The 21,370-nt window shown below is 69.0% G+C and carries 20 protein-coding genes and 1 pseudogene; 10 read left to right on the top strand and 11 right to left on the bottom strand.

From position 1 onward, the window contains the following. Both ACQHI0_RS31770 and ACQHI0_RS31765 read right to left on the bottom strand, forming a co-directional pair. Complete coding sequence (locus ACQHI0_RS31770; protein WP_427905405.1) at window positions 1-300, bottom strand: DUF2537 domain-containing protein; 300 nt, start codon at window positions 298-300, stop codon at window positions 1-3. Beyond that, on the bottom strand, window positions 297-1,100 hold the full coding sequence (locus ACQHI0_RS31765; RefSeq protein ID WP_427905404.1) for a TrmH family RNA methyltransferase: 804 nt from the start codon (window positions 1,098-1,100) through the stop codon (window positions 297-299). The genes ACQHI0_RS31770 and ACQHI0_RS31765 overlap by 4 nt, the downstream gene beginning before the upstream one ends. A gap of 25 nt (window positions 1,101-1,125) precedes the next feature. Here ACQHI0_RS31765 and ACQHI0_RS31760 point away from each other — a divergent pair, with 25 nt between their 5' ends. After that, a complete protein-coding gene (locus tag ACQHI0_RS31760; RefSeq protein ID WP_427905403.1) occupies window positions 1,126-1,527 on the top strand; it encodes a YccF domain-containing protein in 402 nt (133 codons plus the stop codon). Here ACQHI0_RS31760 and ACQHI0_RS31755 read toward each other — a convergent pair whose 3' ends face one another. Beyond that, window positions 1,528-1,965, bottom strand: a complete 438-nt coding sequence (locus ACQHI0_RS31755) for a MarR family winged helix-turn-helix transcriptional regulator (RefSeq protein ID WP_427905402.1) — start codon at window positions 1,963-1,965, stop codon at window positions 1,528-1,530. A gap of 62 nt (window positions 1,966-2,027) precedes the next feature. On the opposite strand from ACQHI0_RS31755, the gene ACQHI0_RS31750 reads away from it, so the two are divergent. Next, window positions 2,028-2,288, top strand: coding sequence for a DUF2530 domain-containing protein (locus ACQHI0_RS31750; RefSeq protein ID WP_427905401.1), 261 nt, complete (start codon window positions 2,028-2,030; stop codon window positions 2,286-2,288). Between the two features lie 7 nt (window positions 2,289-2,295). Here the strand turns inward: ACQHI0_RS31750 and ACQHI0_RS31745 are convergent, their stop codons facing one another. Then, entirely contained in the window at window positions 2,296-4,320 is a 2,025-nt protein-coding gene (locus tag ACQHI0_RS31745; protein WP_427905400.1) for a neutral/alkaline ceramidase, read from the bottom strand. Here ACQHI0_RS31745 and ACQHI0_RS31740 point away from each other — a divergent pair. Then, on the top strand, window positions 4,271-5,095 hold the full coding sequence (locus tag ACQHI0_RS31740) for a TetR/AcrR family transcriptional regulator (RefSeq protein ID WP_427905399.1): 825 nt from the start codon (window positions 4,271-4,273) through the stop codon (window positions 5,093-5,095). The two genes, ACQHI0_RS31745 and ACQHI0_RS31740, sit on opposite strands and share 50 nt — an antisense overlap. Here ACQHI0_RS31740 and ACQHI0_RS31735 read toward each other — a convergent pair. Both ACQHI0_RS31735 and ACQHI0_RS31730 read right to left on the bottom strand, forming a co-directional pair. After that, a complete protein-coding gene (locus tag ACQHI0_RS31735) occupies window positions 5,067-8,180 on the bottom strand; it encodes a sacsin N-terminal ATP-binding-like domain-containing protein (RefSeq protein WP_427905398.1) in 3,114 nt (1,037 codons plus the stop codon). The genes ACQHI0_RS31740 and ACQHI0_RS31735 overlap by 29 nt on opposite strands. Before the next feature lie 728 nt (window positions 8,181-8,908). Next, a pseudogene (locus ACQHI0_RS31730) lies at window positions 8,909-9,736 on the bottom strand (DUF3027 domain-containing protein); the annotation flags it as partial. Window positions 9,737-9,744: 8 nt separating this feature from the next. Here ACQHI0_RS31730 and ACQHI0_RS31725 point away from each other — a divergent pair. The 3 genes from ACQHI0_RS31725 to ACQHI0_RS31715 all read left to right on the top strand — a co-directional run bounded on the left by ACQHI0_RS31725 (window position 9,745) and on the right by ACQHI0_RS31715 (window position 13,051). Then, window positions 9,745-10,521 (top strand): glutaminyl-peptide cyclotransferase, encoded by a 777-nt coding sequence (locus ACQHI0_RS31725; protein ID WP_427905397.1) that lies wholly within the window; start codon window positions 9,745-9,747, stop codon window positions 10,519-10,521. 68 nt (window positions 10,522-10,589) lie between these two features. Continuing rightward, on the top strand, window positions 10,590-12,524 hold the full coding sequence (locus ACQHI0_RS31720) for an MFS transporter (RefSeq protein WP_427905396.1): 1,935 nt from the start codon (window positions 10,590-10,592) through the stop codon (window positions 12,522-12,524). Then, window positions 12,521-13,051 carry a DUF2771 domain-containing protein gene (locus tag ACQHI0_RS31715; RefSeq protein WP_427905395.1) on the top strand — a complete coding sequence of 177 codons (531 nt, stop codon included), beginning with the start codon at window positions 12,521-12,523 and terminating at the stop codon, window positions 13,049-13,051. Before ACQHI0_RS31720 ends, ACQHI0_RS31715 begins: the two co-directional genes overlap by 4 nt. Before the next feature lie 215 nt (window positions 13,052-13,266). Here the strand turns inward: ACQHI0_RS31715 and ACQHI0_RS31710 are convergent, their stop codons facing one another. Beyond that, window positions 13,267-13,692 (bottom strand): cold-shock protein, encoded by a 426-nt coding sequence (locus ACQHI0_RS31710; protein ID WP_410874538.1) that lies wholly within the window; start codon window positions 13,690-13,692, stop codon window positions 13,267-13,269. A gap of 162 nt (window positions 13,693-13,854) precedes the next feature. Between ACQHI0_RS31710 and ACQHI0_RS31705 the strand changes: the two genes are divergently transcribed. Continuing rightward, window positions 13,855-14,091, top strand: coding sequence for a hypothetical protein (locus ACQHI0_RS31705; protein ID WP_427905394.1), 237 nt, complete (start codon window positions 13,855-13,857; stop codon window positions 14,089-14,091). A 374-nt stretch (window positions 14,092-14,465) separates the two neighbouring features. Next, complete coding sequence (locus ACQHI0_RS31700; RefSeq protein WP_427905393.1) at window positions 14,466-15,074, top strand: transglycosylase family protein; 609 nt, start codon at window positions 14,466-14,468, stop codon at window positions 15,072-15,074. A 67-nt stretch (window positions 15,075-15,141) separates the two neighbouring features. On the opposite strand, the gene ACQHI0_RS31695 is transcribed toward ACQHI0_RS31700, so the two are convergent. Next, complete coding sequence (locus ACQHI0_RS31695; RefSeq protein ID WP_056818634.1) at window positions 15,142-15,333, bottom strand: hypothetical protein; 192 nt, start codon at window positions 15,331-15,333, stop codon at window positions 15,142-15,144. A gap of 78 nt (window positions 15,334-15,411) precedes the next feature. On the opposite strand from ACQHI0_RS31695, the gene ACQHI0_RS31690 reads away from it, so the two are divergent. After that, window positions 15,412-17,703, top strand: coding sequence for a helicase-associated domain-containing protein (locus ACQHI0_RS31690; RefSeq protein ID WP_427905392.1), 2,292 nt, complete (start codon window positions 15,412-15,414; stop codon window positions 17,701-17,703). On the opposite strand, the gene ACQHI0_RS31685 is transcribed toward ACQHI0_RS31690, so the two are convergent. Continuing rightward, window positions 17,700-18,200: an LppU/SCO3897 family protein gene (locus tag ACQHI0_RS31685; RefSeq protein ID WP_427905391.1), complete on the bottom strand. Its 501-nt coding sequence runs from the start codon at window positions 18,198-18,200 to the stop codon at window positions 17,700-17,702. The genes ACQHI0_RS31690 and ACQHI0_RS31685 overlap by 4 nt on opposite strands. 110 nt (window positions 18,201-18,310) lie before the next feature. Between ACQHI0_RS31685 and ACQHI0_RS31680 the strand changes: the two genes are divergently transcribed. Beyond that, a complete protein-coding gene (locus tag ACQHI0_RS31680) occupies window positions 18,311-19,159 on the top strand; it encodes a hypothetical protein (protein WP_427905390.1) in 849 nt (282 codons plus the stop codon). Here ACQHI0_RS31680 and ACQHI0_RS31675 read toward each other — a convergent pair. Together ACQHI0_RS31675 and ACQHI0_RS31670 are read right to left on the bottom strand one after the other, a co-directional pair. Continuing rightward, window positions 19,156-20,547 carry a M1 family metallopeptidase gene (locus ACQHI0_RS31675; RefSeq protein ID WP_427905389.1) on the bottom strand — a complete coding sequence of 464 codons (1,392 nt, stop codon included), beginning with the start codon at window positions 20,545-20,547 and terminating at the stop codon, window positions 19,156-19,158. The genes ACQHI0_RS31680 and ACQHI0_RS31675 overlap by 4 nt on opposite strands. A gap of 123 nt (window positions 20,548-20,670) precedes the next feature. Then, a complete protein-coding gene (locus ACQHI0_RS31670) occupies window positions 20,671-21,336 on the bottom strand; it encodes a DUF3239 domain-containing protein (protein ID WP_427905388.1) in 666 nt (221 codons plus the stop codon). Window positions 21,337-21,370 lie beyond the last annotated feature (34 nt).

The following is a 21,370-nucleotide window of genomic DNA, read 5'->3' as shown; positions in this document are numbered from 1 at the left end:
TCAGCTGAGCACGTAGACGATCGCGGCGATCCAACCGAGCACCACCGCCGCGGCCGCACCCGCCAGCACCCACCGCACCACCGGCGTGAACCGCCAACGCCACGCCGTCGGGGCCACCCCGACCACGGCCACCACGTTCACCCCGATCGCGAGCAGCGGATTGACCGCGGCCAGCGCACATCCGAAGGCGAACACCGCGACCCCACCGAGCAGCGCGACCAGCACGACAACGGTGCCGCCCGCCGCCCACGGCACCGGATCCGCTTGCGCCCGATAGGGCCCCTCACATTCCTGACTCATGACATGCGCACACGTTCGTAGAAGGCCATCGCCGCGGCGGTCGCGACATTGAGCGAATCGGTTCCGGGTGACATCGGAATCCGCGCGCGAATATCGGTGGCGCGCATGGCTTCTTCGGTCAGGCCCGGCCCCTCGGCGCCGAGCAGCAGCGCCACCCGCTCCCCTGTCATCGCCGTCGCCAGATTCACCGCTTCGGGATTCGGCGTCAACGCGATGACCTGGAAACCCTTGTCCCGCAGACTATCCAGGCTGCGCGGCCAGTGCGGCAGTTGCGCGAACGGCACCCGCAGCACGTGGCCCATCGACACCCGCACGGCCCGCCGGTACAGCGGATCGGCACATCGGTCGCCGAACAGCACCGCGTCCGCGCCGAGCCCCGCGGCATTGCGGAACATCGAACCCAGGTTCTCGTGATCGTTGACGCCCTCGAGCACGGCCACCGTGCGCGCACCGTCGAGCACCTCGTCCACGGTGAGTTCAGCCGGGCGCGGCGCGACGGCGAGCACCCCGCGATTGAGATGGAAGCCGACCACCTCGGCCATCACCTCGGCGCTCGCGCGGTAGTACGGCAGCTCGTGATCGGCGAGGTCGCCGGCGAGGGTCTCGAAGCGTTTCCCGACACCGAGCAGGGCGCTCGGCACGAAACGCGAGTCGAGCATCCGCTGCACGACTACCACGCCCTCGGCGATGACCAGGCCTTTTCGCCCCGGCAGGTCCGGCCTGCGGTCGGCATTGGACAGGTCACGGAAGTCGTCGACGCGCGGGTCGGTGGGGTCGTCGATATCGATCACTTCGGCCACCGGCTAATCCTGGCATGCTGGAAGCATGAAGATTGTCCAGTTGATCTTGAACGTGCTCTGGGTGGTGCTCTGCGGGTTCTGGATGGCGCTGGGGTACCTGCTCGCGGCACTGATCTGTTTCATCCTGATCGTCACCATCCCGTTCGGGATCGCGTCACTACGGCTGGCCGGGTACGTGCTGTGGCCGTTCGGCCGCACGGTCGTCGACAAACCGAGCGCGGGCGCGGGCTCACTGATCGGCAATGTGATCTGGTTCGTCTTCGCGGGCTGGTGGCTGGCGCTCGGCCATGTGTTCACCAGCATCGCGCTGGCGGTGACGATCATCGGCCTGCCCTTCGCCTGGGCCAATCTCAAGCTGGTGCCGCTATCGCTGTTCCCGCTCGGCCACGACGTGGTCTCGGCCGACGACGCCAGGCAACCGCGCTGATCACTCCGATTCGGCGACGATCTGGTTCATGATGCCGACGGCTTCGCCGAGCACCGCGATCTGCTCGGAGCTCAGGCCGGCGAGCTGACCGGTCATCCACACCTCGCGGGCGTTGGTCTCGTCGGCGATCAGCGCGCGACCGGCGGACGAGAGCGAGACGATGATCTGTCTGCCGTCGGTCGGGTGCGGACGGCGCTGGACCAGGTCGAGGTCGGCGAGCGAGGCGATGACCCGGGTCATCGACGGCGGTTGCACACGTTCTTTGCCTGCCAGCGCGCCGGGCGTCATGGCGCCATCACGAGCCAGCGTCGCCAAAGCCGACAGCTGAGTGAGCGAGATCTGCGCGTCGGAACGGCGTCCGCGCAGGTGTCTCGTGAGCCGTACGACGGCCAGTGATAGGTCACCGGCCAGGGCACGGACGTCCGATGGCGTTGTCACAGTGCAGAACTCTACGGTAAGTCCGGCTGTGCTGATGGGTTTCACACGGCTACTGTTTGGGTATGGACGCCGGACCCGTCAGTCCCGAGATACCGCACCTGCCCCGATTCCTGGTCGATCCGCGCCCGGTCGTGCTGGGTGGCTTCGCCCTGTGGGCCATCGCGACGGTGGTCGTGTGGATGAACGCGAGCTGGGCCGATGCCCGCCCGGTGTGCCTGATGGGGCTCGTTGTGGGGGTGATGGGGTCCTCGATCTTCCTGGCGCAGCGACGTTCCGCCCGTCGCGGCGACAAGGGCGCGCAGGTGGGGCTCGACACCGACTAGGCGTATTTCAGGTCACCGCGAATTCGTCGCTGGTCCCGGTGACGGGGCGGAGCGTGCCGTCAGTGCCCAGCGCGTCGGCGTAGTGCACGAATCGGTGCACCCCGGGTTCGGCGGTCGCGGGGATGTCCCAGGTGAAGCGTGCGATCGACACCGCCGTGCCCTCTTTGCGCCAGTGGAAGCGAACGTCCCATTCGCCCTCGTTGGCTACCCGCGTCCAGCCCGCCGCGGTCTTTCGCTGCACGTCGAGGAAGGTGTCGCCGCGGCGTGGGTTGTGTTTCGGATGGGCCGAGACGAATTCGACGGCGACCTGTTCGCCGCGCCGACCGGGTGACGGCTGGATCAGCACATCACCGAAGCCGCGGCCCCGCGGTGTCTCGTCAGGCCCTGGCGCGGCGGCGAAGTTCGGTTGCAGCGCGGAGACATCACGCGGCGCCGGGCCGCGCCCGACCGGCTGCCCGGCGGCGAATGCCTCTGCCAGCCTGGTGAATTCCTGCACATACCCGCACAGCGTGTAGCGGCCGAACAGCGTCGAGGCGCCCTCGTACTGCTGTGAGTCGTATTCCTCAGGCGTGGTGACATATTCGTGGTAGCTGTTCGTATAGCCCTGTAGCAGCACTTGTTCCAGCTCGACGCCGAGCACCGCCGCCACCGCGCGTCGCACGCGCAGCCCGGCGACGATCGTGAATTCCGCGCCCGCGGCGGCCAGGTACAGGTCACCGAGGCGAATCAGCTGGATCGGCACCACATTCGGCACCCACGGCACCGGGGGCATCAGCCCGAGCGGGGCGAAGATCGCCTTGGGCGCCTGGGCGTCGGCGAGCCAGGCCGGGTGCGGATGGTCGATGCCGCCGAGGAAGTCGACCATCGGATTGCGCACGCCCTCGGGGATCGGGCCGCCGGGCAGGCCGGGGCCGTCCTCCACGCTGCCTGCCGCCAGGGACACGCCCGCCGCGGCCGGCGAGGTGCGTCGCGGGGCGCCGTCGGGGGTGAAGCGGCCGTCGATCGTCAGGGCGGCGAGGTCGATGTAGCAGAGGATCGAGGCGACTTCGGCCGGCTGCGTAGCGCCCTTGGCCGCGGCCGCTTTCGCCGCCGCGTGCTGGCGTTCGCCGAGAATCCTGGTGTTGTCGAATTCGTCGGTGGTCGGTCCGTTGCCGGGCGTGAGACCGAGGTTGGGCGACATGTCACCGGCGTTGGTCTGCGCGAAGGCGGCGATGAATTCGGCGCCGTCGAGGTGGCGAACACCGTGTTCGAGGTGTTCGGCGGCGTAGCTCGCGTAGCCCTTGTTGTCGGAGCTGATCAGGCGGTTCGCGTTGGTCATCGAGGTGTTGTGGGTAGCGAACCAGGTGAGCGAACCGACCGGACGGCCATTTCTGGCGAAGGTCAACGTGGTCACCGCCGGGTCGATCGCCTCGGGGAAGGCGGCGCGATCGGCGGCCGGATTGCGGTCGAAGGCCACGCGCGAGCGGTTCACGCTGGCATCGTGCAATTGCGCGCGGCCCAGGGTGATGGCGCCGGGCGCGAAATCCGCGTCGGCCGCGACGATCGCCTCGACGATGCCGTCGACCTCGGCGTCGAAGACCTGCCGCTGAAATCCCAGCGTCGCCAGCGTGTAGGCGTAGTCGTGTGCGGAACCGCCACAACTGGCGTGGGTGTGGGTGGAGGTGAGCACGACATTTCGCTCGGAATACCGGTCACCGAAACGGCGGGCGAGCGCGAGCAGCACCGCGCCGTGGACCGACCCGAACACCGCGCCGTTCTCCACCGCGACGAACGCGATCCGATTTCCACCCGCGCCGATCACGAACGCACGCGCACGGGGGCGCAGATGAATTCCCGCCGTGGTCTGTTCGAGTTGGGAGTAACCCATCATGCCGCATTCCGCGGCCGGGCCCGTGAGATCGGCGATGCCGAGCCCGAATTCGAATCCACCCGGATTTGCCTGTGCGACCGGCATTCCCAAGCTGGAGAGGACGGGCAGCGCAGTGGCACCCAGTGCCGAGGCGGCGAGAACGGTACGGCGGGACAGGGACATCGGGCGACTCCTTCGCAACTTCCATTTCGGAGACAACCACATCAACTGGTCAAATGTCCAGTATTTTCTGGCGGACCGGCGAATTGACTGTTCGTGGCGCGAGCGCTTAACTCGCACAGTGTCCTCCCGATTGAGTGTCGAAGAACGACGGGCCCACCTGATCGAGGCAGCGATCGGTCTCGCCGAGAAAAAGGGCGTGGCGGGCGTGACCACGCGTGATGTCGCCCAAGCGGCCGGCGTCTCGCTAGGTGTGGTGCATTACTGTTTCGAAAACAAGGACGCGCTGATGACCGAGCTGGTCAAAGCGCTCTCGATGGAATTGCGCGATTCCGTCGATGCCGATGAATCGGTATGGGAAGACGCCGGAACAGGAAAAGAAGCACTTCAGAAATTGGTGCGCCGCGGATTGGAACTGATGTGGCGCAACATCGAAGCCACTCCCGAACGGCAGTTGCTCACCTACGAGACCACCACCTACGCGCTGCGCGAGGGTGAGTCGACGCCGGCCAAACTGGCGATCGCCCGCGAACAGTACGGGTTCAACGACAACACCGTCGCCGATGTGATCGACCATTGCCGGGAAGCGACCGAAACGCAATGGAACACCCCGGTGACGACGCTGAGCCGGTTCATTCTCAACGTGATCGACGGGATCGTGCTGCGGTGGCTGGTCGATGACGACAGCGAGTCGGTGCAGGTTCAGCTCGATCTGCTCGCCGAGATGATCACCGCCCACGCCGGTTCTGCTAGCCGCGCGGCACCTGGACGTGCGTGACGTCGCCCTCGCACCACCACGGGACGCGGACGGTGCCCGAGAGCGCGCCGCGCAGGTGCACTTCGAGGGTTTCGTGCAGGACCAACTCGCCGGTGGTGTCCTGGGGCGACCACAGCTGACGCAACACTACGCCCAAAGGTGCTGCGGCCCACGTACTTCGGCTACCCGTGCCGAGCACCTCGGCGCTGACCTCCTCGGAGACCAGGGGTAGGTCGAGGAGGGTGGCCAGCGCTTCGGCGTGTTCGGTGTCGCCGACGACCAAGCGTTCCGGGGGAACGACGAGGCCGAAGCAGGGCTGGTCGAGGACCATGGCGGTGCTCGCGTCGACGACGTCACCGGACAGGGCCCGGATCTGTTCGGGGAGATCGAGTTCGCGCGGGTCGAGGGCGCCTGACGCGACCGCGGCGGCTAAGCGGGCGTTGGTGCGGGCGATCACCTCGGGCGCTGGGGATTTCGACGGATCGGCCAGTGCGTCGAGGAGTTCCTCGGCCAGCGCGGCTGACATCACATCGGGGCGGACCAGCACCGGGCGCAAAGTGTCGAGGTCGGTTCCCTCGATCCCCGCCACCGCGAAAGTCGGTAGGAGTCCGCCGAATTCGTTGTCGTCGGGGTGGTGCAGGCGGCCCAGCGGGATGCCGCCGATGTGGGCGTGGCGGTGCAGCCACCAGGTGGTGTAGCCGTCGCGATCGGCGAGCAGTGCGCGGGTGCGCGGCTCGGAGAGCAAGTGGCGCAGGGCTTCCGGCCAGCGGTCCTCGTCGACCAGGTCGAGGTCGCGGACCGCCGTGAGCGTGCGCGGGTCTTCGGAAAGACTGTTCCACCAGGACTGTTCGTCGTCGAGGTCGTGATCGGGGCCGATCGGCTCGGGGTCGGTGAGGACCGCGAAACCCCAGCCGACACCGATCGCCCGCAAGGCTTGCTCGCCGTACTCGGCGACGACCGCGTCGGCGATGGTGGCGAAGGGCGCGTCGTCGGCCAGGACATCGGCCAGCGGGGCTCCGGGGAGCAGTAGCTCGTCGGCCGGACGGAGTTCGCCTGTGTCGTCGGGTAATTCGAGGAGGCCGAGCCAGTCGGGCAACGCGTCCGGCGAGGCGAACGGCGCCAGCTGGAGTACCGCGGTGACGGTGTCCGGGTCGGCCGGATCCTGCTCGAGCAGATCGTGTAGGCCGGGGTCGGTGAGTAGGTCGTCCGCGTTCGCGCTGCGGGCGCCGAGGCGGCCGAGCAGCGGATGCGTGGCGTCCGGGTGGACCAGTCGAGCCCAGTGCACCGGCACGGCCACGGTGAGCTGATCATCGAGCACCACGGTCCTCGGCCCGGTGACCAAACGGCCGTCGGCCAGCGGCACTGCGAGCGCGCCGAACTCCTCGGCGGTCCTGGTATCGACGACGAACGGTTCCAGCGCGGCGTAAAACCGCCGCCACCACCGTGGTTCGCGTTCCAGTCCACTCGACAGCTCGGCCAGCGCGGCCGGGCCGAGCCGATGGACATCGAGGACCGCCAGCTTGTCCTGACCGGCGCGGCCGGACAGTTCCGGAATCACCAGCGGGCCGGTGATCTCGGCCAGCAGCGCAGCCGATTCCGGTGTGAGATCAGGGAATACGCTCGCGCGGGTCGGCATGGCGGACGGGTAGTCGACTCCGCTCGGGGCGGAACCATCAGCGGCGAACGGGTCAGGGAGGTTGTCACCTCCTGGCTCGGACTCAGCGGCCATGAGCAGGGCATCGAAGTCGGGAAGATAGCTACCCGAAGGGGTTTCGGTGAGGTCGACTTCCGGAGACGTGAAGGTCTGCGGTTCGAGCTCGCCGGGTTCCAGTGGATCCCAGGAGCTCGCTTGCGCGGTGTCGCGCGTCGCGCACACGGGCAGCCAAGGATTGGCGCGAAGTTCGGCGATGAGGGCTTCGCGGAGAATCGCGTCTGCCTCACTGCGCGCGAAACCGGGCGTGGGGACCAGGACGAGGCGGTCCTGAGGCGGGAGCGCGCGGGCGAAGTCGGCGTAACCCGTGGCCAATTCGGTGAGGCGGGCGCCGGGGAGGAGGCGGCGGCGGTCGGGTTGCATCGGGATGTCCGCGACCAGGACCGCGGGGAGCGAGAGTTCCTCGTCGGAGCGGGTGGGGGCGCGCAGGACATCCGGGGCGGTCGCGACGGGGCGGCCATGACGGAGCGGGAGAAGCCAGCGGGCTCTGGGCGTGCGGTATTGCCACCACGCTCGGCGGGTGCCGGACGGGAGGGTGATTGTCAGCTGGGAGAGCGTCCCGGGCGCGTCGACGTCGGCTCCAGCAGCGTGGGCGACATCGGCGGCAGCGGCAGCGTTAGTCGCGGCAGCTGCAGCGACATCGGCGGCAGCGGCGGTGGCGCCCGGCTGCGTGGCGTCCGCTCGAGGGGCATCCACAGGGTCAGCGCTGGTGGTGAGAACGCTGACCGTACTGGTGAATTCGTCGGATTCTATTCGGATGCGCTGGAGGGCCGGGAGTTCCAGGAGGAGGTCGGGGGCCTCGGCTCGCATGGCGTCGAGGAGGGCTTCGTGGTCGATGTCGTCGCGCAGGTGTACGACGATCTCGGTATCGGTGCCCGCGAGCGGGGTGGTCGGGACCGGCCAGGCCAGGCGCAGGACAGGGGGTGCGATCGACGCGAGGTCGTCGGGGATGGTGATGCCGATGTCGTGCAGGTCGTTCAGCGTCGCCGTGCGCGAGAAGCGGATGGAGCCGGTGGTCGAGCGGACCTCGATCTCGTCGCCGACCGACCGCACCGCGGTGAAGCCGACGCCGAAGCGGCCGACCTCGGTGGTGTCGGATTTGCCGGAGGCACGCAGTGCCGTCAGTGCGTGTACGCCGGAAACGCTCAGTGGCGCACCGGTATTCGCGACGTGCAACCGGCCGTCGAGCACCCGCACGATCAACTCACCCGCGACACCGGCTTTCGCCGCGGCGTCGGCCGCGTTCTGCGCGAGCTCGGTGAGCAGCCGATCCCGGTAGCCCGCGGCCACCAGATCCGCCTCACTGGCACTGTCCTCACGCAGCCTCGTCGGCGAATCCCGCCACGCCGCGAGCACTCCGGCCCGCAGCTGCGCGGTACCGAACGGATCCGGCACTCCGTTCAGCGCGACACCGACGATCCGTGCTCACTCAGGTCAGCCGATTCCGCCGTTTCGCCGGATCCCGCACCACCCGACGCCGCGGCATCGCCTTCCGCGGGCACATCGGCACTTACCTCTGCGGTCTCGGCGGGAGCTTCCGCGTCCGACGTGGCGTCGACGGCAGGTGCGGCTTCGGTCTTCGCGTCGCCTTCGGCCTCGACGGGCCGCACATCGCCGGCGGCGGGTTCGGCAGAGTCGGTGGATTCAGTAGCGACGGCAGGTTCGGCCAGGGCAGCAACCGTGGCGTCCGAAGCGATCTCGGCGGTGACGACCTCGTCGGCCGACTCCGGCAGCGTGCCCTCGGCGAGCGCCGCACGCTCGGCGTCGGCAGCGGCGACTGCTTCGGCCTCCGCGGTCTCCTGCTGGTCGCCCGCCCGCTCCGCCGCGGCCTCGCCGACCTCGGTCAACGAGTCAGCGGGATCAGCCACGGCCTCGACGTCCGAAGGTGCGGGCTCGGCGGCGATCGTTCCAGCCGCGACCTCCACGACCTCGATCGCGGGGTCGGAGGTCGTCTCGGCGACAACCTCCACAACCACCGTTGCGTGGTCGACGTCATCGGACACGGCCGCGACGTCGACCGCCGCCGGGGCGTCGGCTGCCTGCACGTCGGCCGATGCCGAAGCGTCAGCCGCAGCCTCACCGACTGGTACCGAAGCGTCGGGTGTGGCCTCATCGACCACTGCCGAAGCATCAGCCACGGCCTCGTCGACCGTTGCCGGTGCGGCGGCCTCGTCGATCGCGTTCTCGACCGCCGGTCGGACGATGTCGACGAAGTCAACCGCGTGGTCGTCGAAGGCCTCGTACAGGGGCGACCCGTTGCCGCTGGGGGCGACTACGTCGGAGTGGGCGCCGCAGCCGTATTCGCTGTGGACGACGTGGCCGTCGGCGCCCATCGCGTTGCCGCAGACGCCGAAGGATTCGCGCAGGGCGCCGGCGAGTGGCAGGTAGAAGCCGCACATGCCGCAGGTACCGGGGGCGGCCTTGGCCATCTCGGTGTCGGGGCCGAATTCGGTGAACCAGCGCTGGGCGGCGTCGGCGCGGCCTTCGACGCTGAGCACCTGGACGCGGCCGAGGCCGACCTCGCGGGCCACCTCGTCGATCACCGGGTCACCGGTGGCGACGTAGCCGGGGACAAGGCGGGGGTCGTCGGCGGGGGCGGCGAGCAGGTCGCCGGGGCCGAGGTCGCCGGGGCGGACTCGCTGGTCCCACGGGATGAAATCGGGGGCGATCAGGGCGTCGAGGGCAGGCAGCAACGCCGACTCGCTCACCGTCGCGTGGTCGGCGCCGGGGGGCGCGGCGACCACGACGGCCCACTGCCAGCCGCGGTAGCCGGGCAGGGTCGCCTCGAACCGGTGGGTGGCCGCGGTGTCGTCCTCGGCGCTCACCCCCAGATGGACTCCTACCCCGTCGGGTTCCAACGCGACGAGCGCACGACGTGCGACCTCGGCCGCGTCGGCCAGAACAGGACGCACGCCGGACTCCGAAACAGATACTGCGCTCACGACATACATTTTGCCGTATGAAGTGCAATCGCAGTTCGTTGGCCGTCGCAGTGCTGGTCAGTGTGCTCGGCGCGGGGGCCTGTAGCGGACCGGAGGAGCCAGGGCCGCCGCGGTTACGAGTGGAGGTGATCGGCTCGTCACCGCACGATCCGCAGGCCTTCACCCAGGGCCTGGAGGTGGTCGACGGCGTCCGCTACGAGAGCACCGGAATGTGGGGCGTGTCGACCGCGCGGGCCGCCGACCAGCGCACGGGCGCCGAAACGGCCCGCGTCGACCTACCCGGCCGGATCTTCGGCGAGGGGATGACCAAGGCGGGCGCGATCGTCTGGCAGCTGACGTGGCAGGACGGCTTCGCCATCGCCCGCGACCCGGTGACCCTCGCCGAAACCGGTCGCGCCGACTATCAGGGTGAGGGCTGGGGATTGTGCGCACAGCCACACCGGCTGGTGATGAGCGACGGCACCGGCACCCTCACCTTCCGCGACCCGGTGACGTTCGCGCAGACCGGTTCGGTGACCCTGTCCGGCTACCGCGATCCGAAGCCGAACGAACTCGACTGCGCCGAGGACGGCACCGTGTACGCCAACAACTACCCGTCGGACGAGATACTCCACATCGATCCACAGACCGGCCGGGTGCTCGCCGTCATCGAGGCGGGCGGCCTGCTCACCCCCGCCGAACGACAAGGCACCGACGTGCTCAACGGCATCGCGCACCTGCCCGGCACCGACCGGTTCCTGCTGACCGGAAAATATTGGCCGCGCATGTTCGAAGTGCGATTCGTCGGAAAATAACCGCCGGTGGCCGACATTGCTCCGGCGCGGGTGAACACGCACAGCCCGAGTGCGACAGAATTGGACCTGTGACTACGCCCCGCGATCCATCCGGTCCCGACCGTGGTCGCCGGGACGGTACTGCCGCCGACCCGCACCCCGGCTACGGGCAGTACCCGCCGCGCGCACCGCGCAAGGTCTTCCCCCGGCCCGAACGGCCGCTCCCCGCCGAGCCACCGACGGTCCGGTCGAGAAGCCTGTTCCATCGCAAACGCCCCGTCGACCCCGCCGCTCCGACCACTCCGGTCCCGAACGCGGACGAGCGGTCGAAGAGCCGGCAGGTTCCGCCGTTCGACGATCGGGGCCGTCCGCGCAGTGAACACGCCCGTGCCGAGCATCCGCAGAACCGCCCGATTCCGTCCACCGGTGATCGCCACGCGCCACGCGACGATCACCGGCACGGCGGGCTGTCGCGCGAGGAGCAATGGCGCGACGAGCCCGCACGGTCGAGCCCACCTCGTGACGACACCGGCCCGGATGGCACCCGCCCCTTCCCCCGCGGCGAAGATCCGTTCGACGATCAGATCCACCAGCGCGTCCCCCGCAAGCTCACCGTCACCCGGGTGGCCGCCATGCGCAGCCGCGAACTCACCGAACGCGGCATCGCCACCTTCCAGCGCGCCGCCAAGGCCGACGGCGCCGACCAGTCCGGCCTGACCGCGCTCACCTACGCCACGATGGCGAACTTCGCGCTCGACGCCGCGATCGCCGTCGCCCTGGCCAACACCCTGTTCTTCGCCAGCGCCACCGCCGAATCCAAAACCAAGGTGGCGCTGTACCTGCTGATCACCATCGCCCCGTTCGCGCTGATCGCGCCGCTGATCGGCCCGCTGCTCGACCGCCTGCAACGCGGTCGCAGGCTGGCACTGGCGACGACCTTCGGGCTGCGCGCGGGTTTCGCGCTGCTGTTGATCTTCAACATCGACACCTGGGGCCTGTATCCGCTGGCCCTGTGCATGATGGTCGGCTCGAAATCCTTCGCGGTGCTCAAGAGCGCGGTGACTCCGCGCGTGCTGCCACCGGATATCGACCTGGTTCGCACCAATTCCCGGCTGACCGTCTTCGGCCTGGTCGGCGGCACCATCGGCGCGGGCGCGCTGGCCGCGCTCGCCGCTCTGATCGCCGGTTCCACCGGCGCGTTGATCTTCGCGACCGGCATCGCCGTCGCCGGCGTGTTCCTCAGCTTGCGGATTCCGCGCTGGGTCGAGGTCACCGAAGGCGAGGTCCCCGCGACCCTCACCTATCACGGCCCTGACGCCCACACCGAGGTCATCCACCGCGGCCAGGAATCCTCAGTGCCGCCGCGGAAACGACGGCAGCCATTGGGCCGAGCCGTGGTCACCGGCCTGTGGGGCAACAGCGCGATCCGCGTGCTCACCGGCTTTCTCACCTTCTACATCGCCTTCGTCGCCAAGGGCTCGGGTGGCAGTCCCACCGAACAGGCGGCGATGCTCGGCCTGGTCGGCGCCGCGGCGGCCATCGGCAACTTCGGCGGCAACGCCACCGGTGCCCGGCTGCAATTGGGCAGGCCGTCGCCGGTGGTGCTCGGCTGCACCAGCGCGTGCGCGGTGGTCGCGCTGTTCGCGGCGTTCACCGGGAACCTGTTCGGCGCCGCCGTGGCCGCGCTGGTGGCCTCGGCGGCCAGCGCGCTCGCGAAGGTCTCGCTGGACGCCGCCATCCAGGACGACCTGCCGCCGGAGTCGATCGCGTCGGGCTTCGGCCGCTCGGAGACCGTGCTGCAATTGAGCTGGGTCGTCGGCGGGGCGGCCGGTGTGCTGATGCCGACCGACTACTGGAAGGGTTTCGCGTTGATCAGCGTGATCCTGCTGGTCGGTCTGCTCCAGACGTTCGTCAGCTACACCGGGCACTCGCTGCTACCGGGTATCGGCGGCAATCGCCCCCAGCATGTGGAGCAGGAAGTGCCCCACACCCACTCGAGAGGGACAGGAGACCCCACCTGGTGAGCAAGCTCAACGCTCGAACGATCGTCGCGCTGGTCGCGGCCGGACTGTTCGCGGTCGTCGCGGTGACCGCGGTGTGGGTGGGGGTGGCGGTATCGAAGGCGCCCGCGCACAGTCCGCAGCTCACCGCGTACGCGAACGGCACGGCCATCACCGTCGACCCGTTCATGTACTGCACGGTGCGGATGGAGGAATGCCGGTACGGCGAGACAGCGCCGCTGGAGGTCCCCGCCGGTGCACCCGTGCAGCTGTCGCTGCCCGACGCGGTCTCGCAGTCCCCCTGGCTCATCCAGCTGATCTACCAGCGCCCCAGCGGCGAACAGCTGGACCGGGTCCTCAGCTTCGCCGACTACCCGGACCGTGCGAGGGCACTCACCATCGAGTCGAAGCCGGAACCGGACCTGCGCCTGATCGGCATCGAAGTGCAGCTCCCGATCCTGGCCCGTGACATCGCCACCGGGCAGGAGAGCTACATCCCGCACGCCGCCTGGTCGATCGTCACGCCCGAGCCCGAGCCGCGCGAGTCCTGAGCCATAAACGAGACCGCCCCCGAACGAATGTTCGTTCGGGGGCCGGCTCAGCGTCCTTCCCCGCAAACCTCGAACACCTGAGCGCCGCTGTGTAAGTCCCTTTAGGGGCCCGCCCTGATCTGGACTGACCGAAGGGTGCGACGAAGGAGTGCCCGTAGGGAGGGAAGATCAGGGGCCCGAAGGGCCCCGCTCGAGCGCGCCAGCGCTCCAATAACTCAGTGATCGAGTTCGCGGGCCACGGCCCGCACGACCTCGGAAATACGCTGGGACATCTTGCGATCCGGGTACTTGCCCCGTCGCAGGTCCGGCTGCACGGTGCTCTCCAGCAGCGTGATCATGTCCTCGACCAGGCCGTGCAGCTCGTCAGGCGTCTTGCGCGGCCCGGCGTCCTTGCGCGCGGGCGCCTGCCCACGGTCACGATCGCGCACGACGGTCGGCGGCGCCTCGAGCACCGTCACGCTGAGCGCCTGCGGCCCTCGACGCCCGGCCGCCATGCCGAATTCGACGCGTTGTCCGGGCTTGAGCCCCTCGACACCGTCGGGCAGCGCGGACGAGCGCACATAGACGTCCTCGCCCTCGTCTTGAGACAGGAAGCCGAAGCCCTTCTCGACGTCGTACCACTTCACCCGGCCGGTCGGCACTGCGCTCACCCGTTCATCATTCGGCACCCGCGCCCTTGTGGCCCGGGTTACACAATCGTGCTTGTCGCGAAAAGAACGCGCCCCCCAACAAGGCGGGACGCGATGTGGTGCGAGTCTACCCCGGTGGCTATACCGCGAGCACATCAGTTTTACGGTTCACCCGTGACGAACTCATCCGAGCCGGCCTCGCCCGGTCCTCGACGCTCCGGCGATCGCCTCCTGCACGCGGCCCTGATCCTGTTCGGGATCGGGATTCTGGGGGTGATCGGAATCTTCGTGACGCCGATCGTGTCCGACAGCGATCCCGGGCTGTGGCTGTACGGCCTGGCGATGCTCGCGCCCGTCGGCTTCCTGCTCGCGCTGATATTCGCGCTGTGGTCGGGCCGACGCGCACGTTGATGCGTCAACCGATTACCCCTCGAAATCATCATCCCGCTAAACATGTGATCCTCATCACATAACAGCACGGTCACGAAGTGAGCGCACAGCCGTAGCGCACATTCGCCACGGCGACTACCTGCGCGGACACATCAGGGATCACCCTGAGACGACCCCGAGACCCACCGGGACCCGCCGGTTACCAAATAGTGACATTCGCCGCTGACCGTCGTACCGTTTCTCTCAGCCGGGGTAACCCCCGGAACCACCGGCCCGCCGCACCGAACCTCACCCCGCGGGTACCGGACCCCGATTGGAATCAAGGGATGAGGGCGGACCGGGAGACCTCTCAGTCCGGGCCACATGCAGGTGCGAACGAGAGGAAGAAACCCGATATGAGTGGACGCCACCGCAAGCCGACTTCCACCGGGCGCGCTGCTGCCAAGGTCGCCGTCACCGGCGCGATCTTCGGCACCGCAGCCGCAGCCCTCGCAGGAAACGCCAGCGCGGCCCCTGACTCCGACTGGGATCGCCTCGCACAGTGTGAAGCCGGCGGCAACTGGGGCATCAACACCGGCAACGGCTACCAGGGTGGGCTGCAGTTCTCGCCCTCCACCTGGACCGCACACGGTGGTGGCGAGTACGCCGCCTCCGCCAACCAGGCCACCCGCGAACAGCAGATCGTGGTCGCCGAAAAGGTTCTCGCTTCCCAGGGTTGGGGCGCTTGGCCCTCGTGCTCGTCCCAGCTGGGGCTGAGCAGTGGACCGTCCGAGCGTGTCGCCCCGTCGGCCCCGAGCTGGGCCCCGCAGGTCAACGTGCCGCAGGTGCAGGACCCGAGCGCCGAAGTGTTCTCGGCCGTCGACCGCGCACTCACCGTCGTGCAGCAGCAGGGCATCGCCGTGCCGCAGCAGGCTCTCGACTTCGTCAACTCCGCCAAGGGCGCTCCGCTCGACCCTGCCGTGATCGACTTCTTCCAGGCGAACAAGGGCCTCCTGCCCTCCTGATTCGCCCTCTGAATACAACAAGAGCCCGCATCCTCGAGGATGCGGGCTCTTGTCTTTCTCGTCCGAATTACACCCGGTTGATGGTGGTCTGGGGGTGCACGTACGGCAACGTTGCGGCCGGGACGGGAAACTCGGTGTCCTCACCGAAAGGCGAGAGATTACCGGCGCGGGTCGACGACAGTTCGGTCACGGCGTGCTCGCCGTCGGCCACCTCGGGCCAGCCGTTGTCGACGTAGGGTTTCTTCGATTTGTTCACCACGCGCTCATTCTGGCATATCGCGTTTATCGGCGGCTGGTGCCGCAAGTTCGAGGCGGCCGAGAACTGTAGGCTCGATCGGTGATCGCGACAGACTCTCTCGCCGATTGGCTCGGTGCGCGCACCGATGCCCAGCTGGTGAAATTGCTGCAGTTGCGGCCCGACCTGGCGGTGCCACTGCCCGCGTCGATGTCGGTGCTCGCGGTGCGCGCTCAGCAGCGCGCCTCGGTGTTGCGGGCCGCCGACGATCTGGACACGCTCGAGTTCGCGATCATCGAGGCGCTTACGGCCAATGAGGACGCCCGCACGATCGGCGCCGAACTCACGCCGCTGACTCGCAGCACCCTGCACGCGCAGCTCAAGGATCGCGTGACCAAGACCGCGTTCACCGCCGCGCTCACCCGTCTGCTCGATCGCGCCCTCGTCTGGCAGGTCGGCGACGACCTCGACCTGACACCCAGCGCCGCCGAGGCCCTGCCCTGGCCGCTCGGCGCGACGACAGCGCTCCCCGACGCCCTCACCGAGCCCGAAGTCACCGCCGCGCTGGCCACGGCGAGCCCGCCCGAACGCGCGCTGCTGGACAAACTCGCCACCACCGGCCCACGCGGTCGCACCAGGGACGCCGCGCCCGGCACCGACCCCGATCGGCCGGTACCGCGTCTGCTCGCCGCCCGGCTGCTGCACCGGATCGACGACGAGACGGTGGAATTGCCGGTCACCGTCGGCCAGATCCTGCGCGGCGAACCCGTCACCGACCCGCACGCCCTCGCCCCGCCCAAACCCGCGCTGGCGAAGAACTCCGCCACCGAGGTGAATGCCGTCGGCGCGGGCGAAGTCGGCGAGCTGCTGCGCGACGCGGGCGATCTGATCGACGCACTCGGCGCCCTGCCCGCCCCAGCCCTGCGCGCGGGCGGACTCGGCGTGCGCGAATTGCGCAGGCTGACCAAACAGACCGGCATCGACGAGCAGCGCACCGGCCTGCTGCTCGAATTGCTGGCCGCCGCGAAACTCGTCGAAAAGGGCCTGCCCGAACCGACACCCGACCTCGACTCCACCGACGACTTCTGGGCCCCGACGCCCGCCGCCGACGCCTGGCTCGACGCCCCGCCCGCTACCCGCTGGGTCACGCTCGCGCAGGCATGGCTGGAGCTGGACCGGATGCCGTGGATGATCGGGATGCGCGACGCCGCAGACAAGCCGATCGCGGCACTGTCGGCGGAGCTGCGCGTGCCGCACGCGGTGCGCGACCGCGCGTCGATCCTCGGCATGCTCGCCGAGTACCCGACCGGCACCGCGCTCACGCCAAGCGACATCGGCAAATTGCTCGCGTGGCGAATGCCGCGCCGCCGCAGGCACTTCCGCCTCGAAGCTGTCACCTCGACACTCGCCGAAGCCGCGGTCGTCGGCCTGCTCGGCCGTGGCGCGCTCGACTCCGCCGCCAGGGCCCTGCTGCACGGTTCCATCGCCGACGCCGAATCGGAAATGGCTGCGGCACTGCCGAAACCGGTCGACCACGTGCTGGTCCAGGCCGACCTGACCGTGATCGCCCCCGGCCCGCTGATCCCGGAACTGCGCGGCAAGATCGCCCTGGTGGCCGACGTCGAATCAGCGGGCGCCGCGACGGTGTACCGAGTCAGCGATGCCACCGTCCGCCGTGCGTTGGATGCCGGTCTCACCGCCGCCGAACTCCACGCCCTGTTCGCCACCCACTCGCGCACCCCCGTGCCGCAGTCGCTGACCTACCTGATCGACGACGTCGCCCGCCGCCACGGCCAACTCCGGGTAGGCATGGCCCAGTCCTTCCTCCGCAGCGACGACCCTGCCCTGCTGGCACAAGTCCTGGCCGCCCCCGTCGCCGAAACCCTGGCCCTGCGCGCCATCGCCCCCACCGTGGCGATCGCCCTCGCTCCGCTTGCCGAAATGCTCGACCAACTCCGCAAGGCAGGCTTCGCCCCCGCGGGCGAGGACTCCGGCGGCACGATCGTCGACCTGCGCCCCCGAGGCGCGCGGATCTCGGTCCGCCCCCTCGCCCGCAGGCCCTACCGCCCCACACCCCCGAACGACGACCAACTCTCCCAACTGGTCACCGAACTCCGCGCCGGCGAACGAGCCGCGGGCGCCCGCACCGGCCGCTCGGTCCGCACCGACGGCACCCGCACCGGCACCGCGGCCACCCTCGCCCTACTCCAACTGGCAGCGAGAGTAGGCCGCCCGGTGAACATCGGCTACGTAGACGCCCAGGGCGTAGCCACCCAACGGGTCGTGGAACCGCTGCGGGTGGGCAACGGCCAACTCGACGCCGTAGACCCGGTCAGCGGCGCGACCCGCCACTTCACCCTCCACCGAATCGCCTCGGTAGCCCTCCTCGATTAGGGCTTTGCCATGCAGAAGGTCGTCTTCGGATCGGGAACGGTCCGGAACTGCGTCGCGTCCGCCCCGCACAGCAGCTCGTCGGTCTCCCCGTCGATCCGCTTGACCACCTTGAACGAAGCCTCCGGCGCAGTGCAGGCAACAGACTCCGCGGGCCGCTTCCCCGCATCCGCGTAACAGCTGCCCTCGGCGAAGTTCGGAGCCAAGCACAGCGTGTTCTTCGCGTCCCCCACAGTCCCGGTGAACGCGGCATTGTCGGCAGCGCAGTCCGCGCCCAGCTTCACGATCCGGTAGTTCGACTTCGCCGACGAGCAGTCGCCCACCGTCGCCTTCATCGCGTCGGCAGCGTTGTCACTGACCTCCACACACGACCCCACCGCGACAGCATCGGCCGACGTCGCATCCGCCGACGAGCACGAAACCACCGCACCGACCAGCGCCATCGCGGCCACCGGCCCGAGCACGATCCGCGCCAACAGTCGCTTCTCTGGGAAAATCACTGAAAACCTCACTCACCGAACGGTTCAGGGCGAATACAACCGCCGGTGACGATACCCAAGTGCCCCGCGTCCGCGCTCCCCCGTTACGCAACCTGTCTACCATCACAAAGATGACCCTCGACGACGTCGCAGGCGAGCTGTACGCACTCGACCCCGGCGACTTCGTGTCGACCCGCGCCGAGCGCGCCGCCCAGGCCCGCGCCGACGGCGATCGCGACCTGGCCAAGGCCATCACGGCCCTGCGCAAACCCACGGTCGCCGCCTGGACGGTGAACCTCTTGTCCCGCCACGCACCGCAGGAGATCGCCGCCCTGCTCGATCTCGGCGACGCGCTGCGGTCGGCCCAGCGCCAGCTCTCCGGCGACAAGTTGCGCGCCCTCGGCACCCAGCGTCAGCAGGTCGTGAACGCGATGACCAAGCGCGCCGCCGAACTGGCCGCCGAACACGAGCGCCCGGCGAGCGAGCAGGTGCTCCGCGAGGTCGGGCAGACCCTGACCGCGGCGCTGGCCGACCCCGATGTCGCCGACCTTGTCCGCGCCGGAGTGCTGCCGACCACCGTCACCTATGACGGCTTCGGCCCGGCCGGCCTGGTCGCGATCACCGGTGGAAAGGCCATCCCCAAGCGCCCGAGCAAACCCCGGCCGTCCTCGAAAGACACCGAAGCCGAGCGCCGCGCCGCGGCTCGACAGGAACTCGACGACGCCGAATCCGGCCTGGCGGCAGCCACTACCGATCGCGATGAAGCCGAAGCCGCTGCCGCACAGGCCAAGTCGGAACTCGATGCGATCGAGAACCGGATCGCCGACCTGCGCACCGAACTCGAACACGCCGAACAGCAACGTCACTTCGCGCACACCGCAGAACACCGAGCGCGCGGCGAATTCACCGCAGCGCGTAGTCAATTCGATCGCATGCAGCGCTGGGTCGAGCGGGCGCGCGCTCGGCTCACCGACGATTAGGGGTGCAGCGTGCCCGGGTAGAGGAACGCGTCGCGCGGCGGCCTTGTCCCATCGAGCCATTCGGCCAGGAACTCGGTGAGCGGCATCGAGGTCCGGCTCTGCAAGAACGTCCGGAACTCCGGCATCGACGCGTGCCCGTCGCGGTGGGCGTTCACGAAATCCCTGATCGCCGTGAAGAACACATCCTCACCGATCAACTTGCGCAGCGCGTGCAGAAACAGCGGGCCGCGGTAGTAGACGGACGTGAACTCGTCGCCCACACCGGGGGCGGCCAGCGCGATCTTCCAGAACTTGGGCTCATCAAGGTATTTCGCGACGGTTTCGCGGTATTCGGCATCCACATCGGCGTGGTCGATCCGCTCGGGCCACAGGTAGTCGGCGGTGTAGCTGGCGAAGCACTCGTTGAGGCAGATGTCGGACCACTGGCGCACCGACATCGTGTCACCCCACCACTGGTGAGCCAGCTCGTGCACCACGGTGTTCAGATCGGCCCACGGCGCGTAGATCGGCCGGGTCTGGGTCTCCAGCGAGAACGGCAGCTTAGTGTCCACGTAGATCCCGCCCGCCACATCGAAGGGATAAGGGCCGTACAGGTTCTCGAGGAAGTCGAGGATCTCGGGCAGCCGCTGCTCGTCTTCGCGATTCTCGTCGGATTCCGGCGCGAACGCGCTCAGCACCGCGGTCCCGTTCGCGCGCCGCTGCTCGAGGAAGGTGAAGTGGTCCACGGCGACTGTGGTCAGGTAGCCGATCGTGGGCTGACGCGTTTCCCAGGTGGTGTGCAGCCGGCCGTCGCGCACCACGTGCTCGGTGCGATCACCGGTCGACATGACTTCCCAGTCGGCGGGGACCGTGGCGTGCAGCGTGAAGGTCGCCTTGTCCAAGGGGGTGTCGTTGAGCGGATACCAGGTGCTGGCGCTGTGCGGCTCGCCGACAGCGAACGCGCCACCGCTTGGCGCGTGGGTCCAGCCCTCGCCCTCGGTATCGGCGGCCTCGCCCGCGTAGTCGACGATGATCCGCATCGGCAGGCCGGGCGGCAGGGGTAGCAGCGGCGTGACGACCAGCTCGTGCTCGGCGTCGCGCGCGAACCCCGCAGGCAGGCCGTTCACCGTCACCATCAGCACCTCGGGACCGCTGTAGTCGAGGTTGAACCGGGCCAGCGGCTGGGTTACCCGGCCGTCGATGCGGGCGGTGCCGCGCAGGTGGTGATCGCCTGGTTCGTAGTCGATCGACACGTCGTAGTGGGTGACGTCGTAGCCACCGTTGCCATCGAGCGGATAGTACGGATCCCACAGCCCCGGAGCCCCGATCAACGCCGAATCCGCCGCTACCGGACGCACTCCCACCGCCAGCAACGCCACCACCACACACAACCCGGCCGACCATCGCATGTCGAAGACACCTTTCGCCGACCGGATCGCGCGGACCTGACCATCGTCGCAGGCGTATGCCGCGGACCCTAACAGGCCGAGCACGGCAAGCCTGTCCACCCGGTCGGCGCGACAGAGGTACGCCTAGCCCAGATCGGAGGGCAGGTGCTGTGGGTCGAGCAGAAGTCGTTTGGTCGCCGTGCGTTTCACCCGGGAAGCCAGCGCCAGATTCTCCGCGAGCAGCCGCCATTCGACCTCGTTGATGGCAGCACACGCCGCCTCGATCACCGCGTCGTCGCGGGTACCCCAGGCGATCGGCATGGCGGTGACCAGTTGCCAGCGTTCGCCGACCTGCCTAGGGGCGCTGTCGGTGCGCACCGCGACGGCGGGCACGCGCTCGCCCGGGCGCGGCGCGTGTCCCGGCAGCGTGCGGACCTTGCGGGTGATCAGCGCCCAACTTCGTACCGGCGCAGCGGGTTCGGCGATATCGACCAGGGCGAGCAAGACGATGGCGCCCGGCTCGGCATCGCTGACGACGGCGGGGATCAGCACGCCGTCGTGATAGAGCTTTTCGATACTGGAGCGGTGCGGGGTCCACAACGCCACCCACAGCGCGATGCCCGCGACCAGCACGCACACCACCGCGAGCAGAAACCCCCACGCCTGCCCACTCCACACCAGCGCCACCGTGGCCGCGACGGCGAGCCCGGCGACCAACAGTGCCACCAGGCGCAGCCTGCGCAACCCGGTGAACGTCTCGTTCACCGCATGAGCGTGTTCTCGGTCGACCACGAATTCGAAGCGGCGCACGCCTTCCTTCCTAGCACAAGTTGCGGAGGAGTTG

The sequence above is a fragment of the Nocardia sp. FBN12 genome (genome assembly GCF_050320175.1).
Lineage (GTDB): Bacteria > Actinomycetota > Actinomycetes > Mycobacteriales > Mycobacteriaceae > Nocardia.
This window is presented reverse-complemented; position numbering and strand designations above follow the sequence as displayed.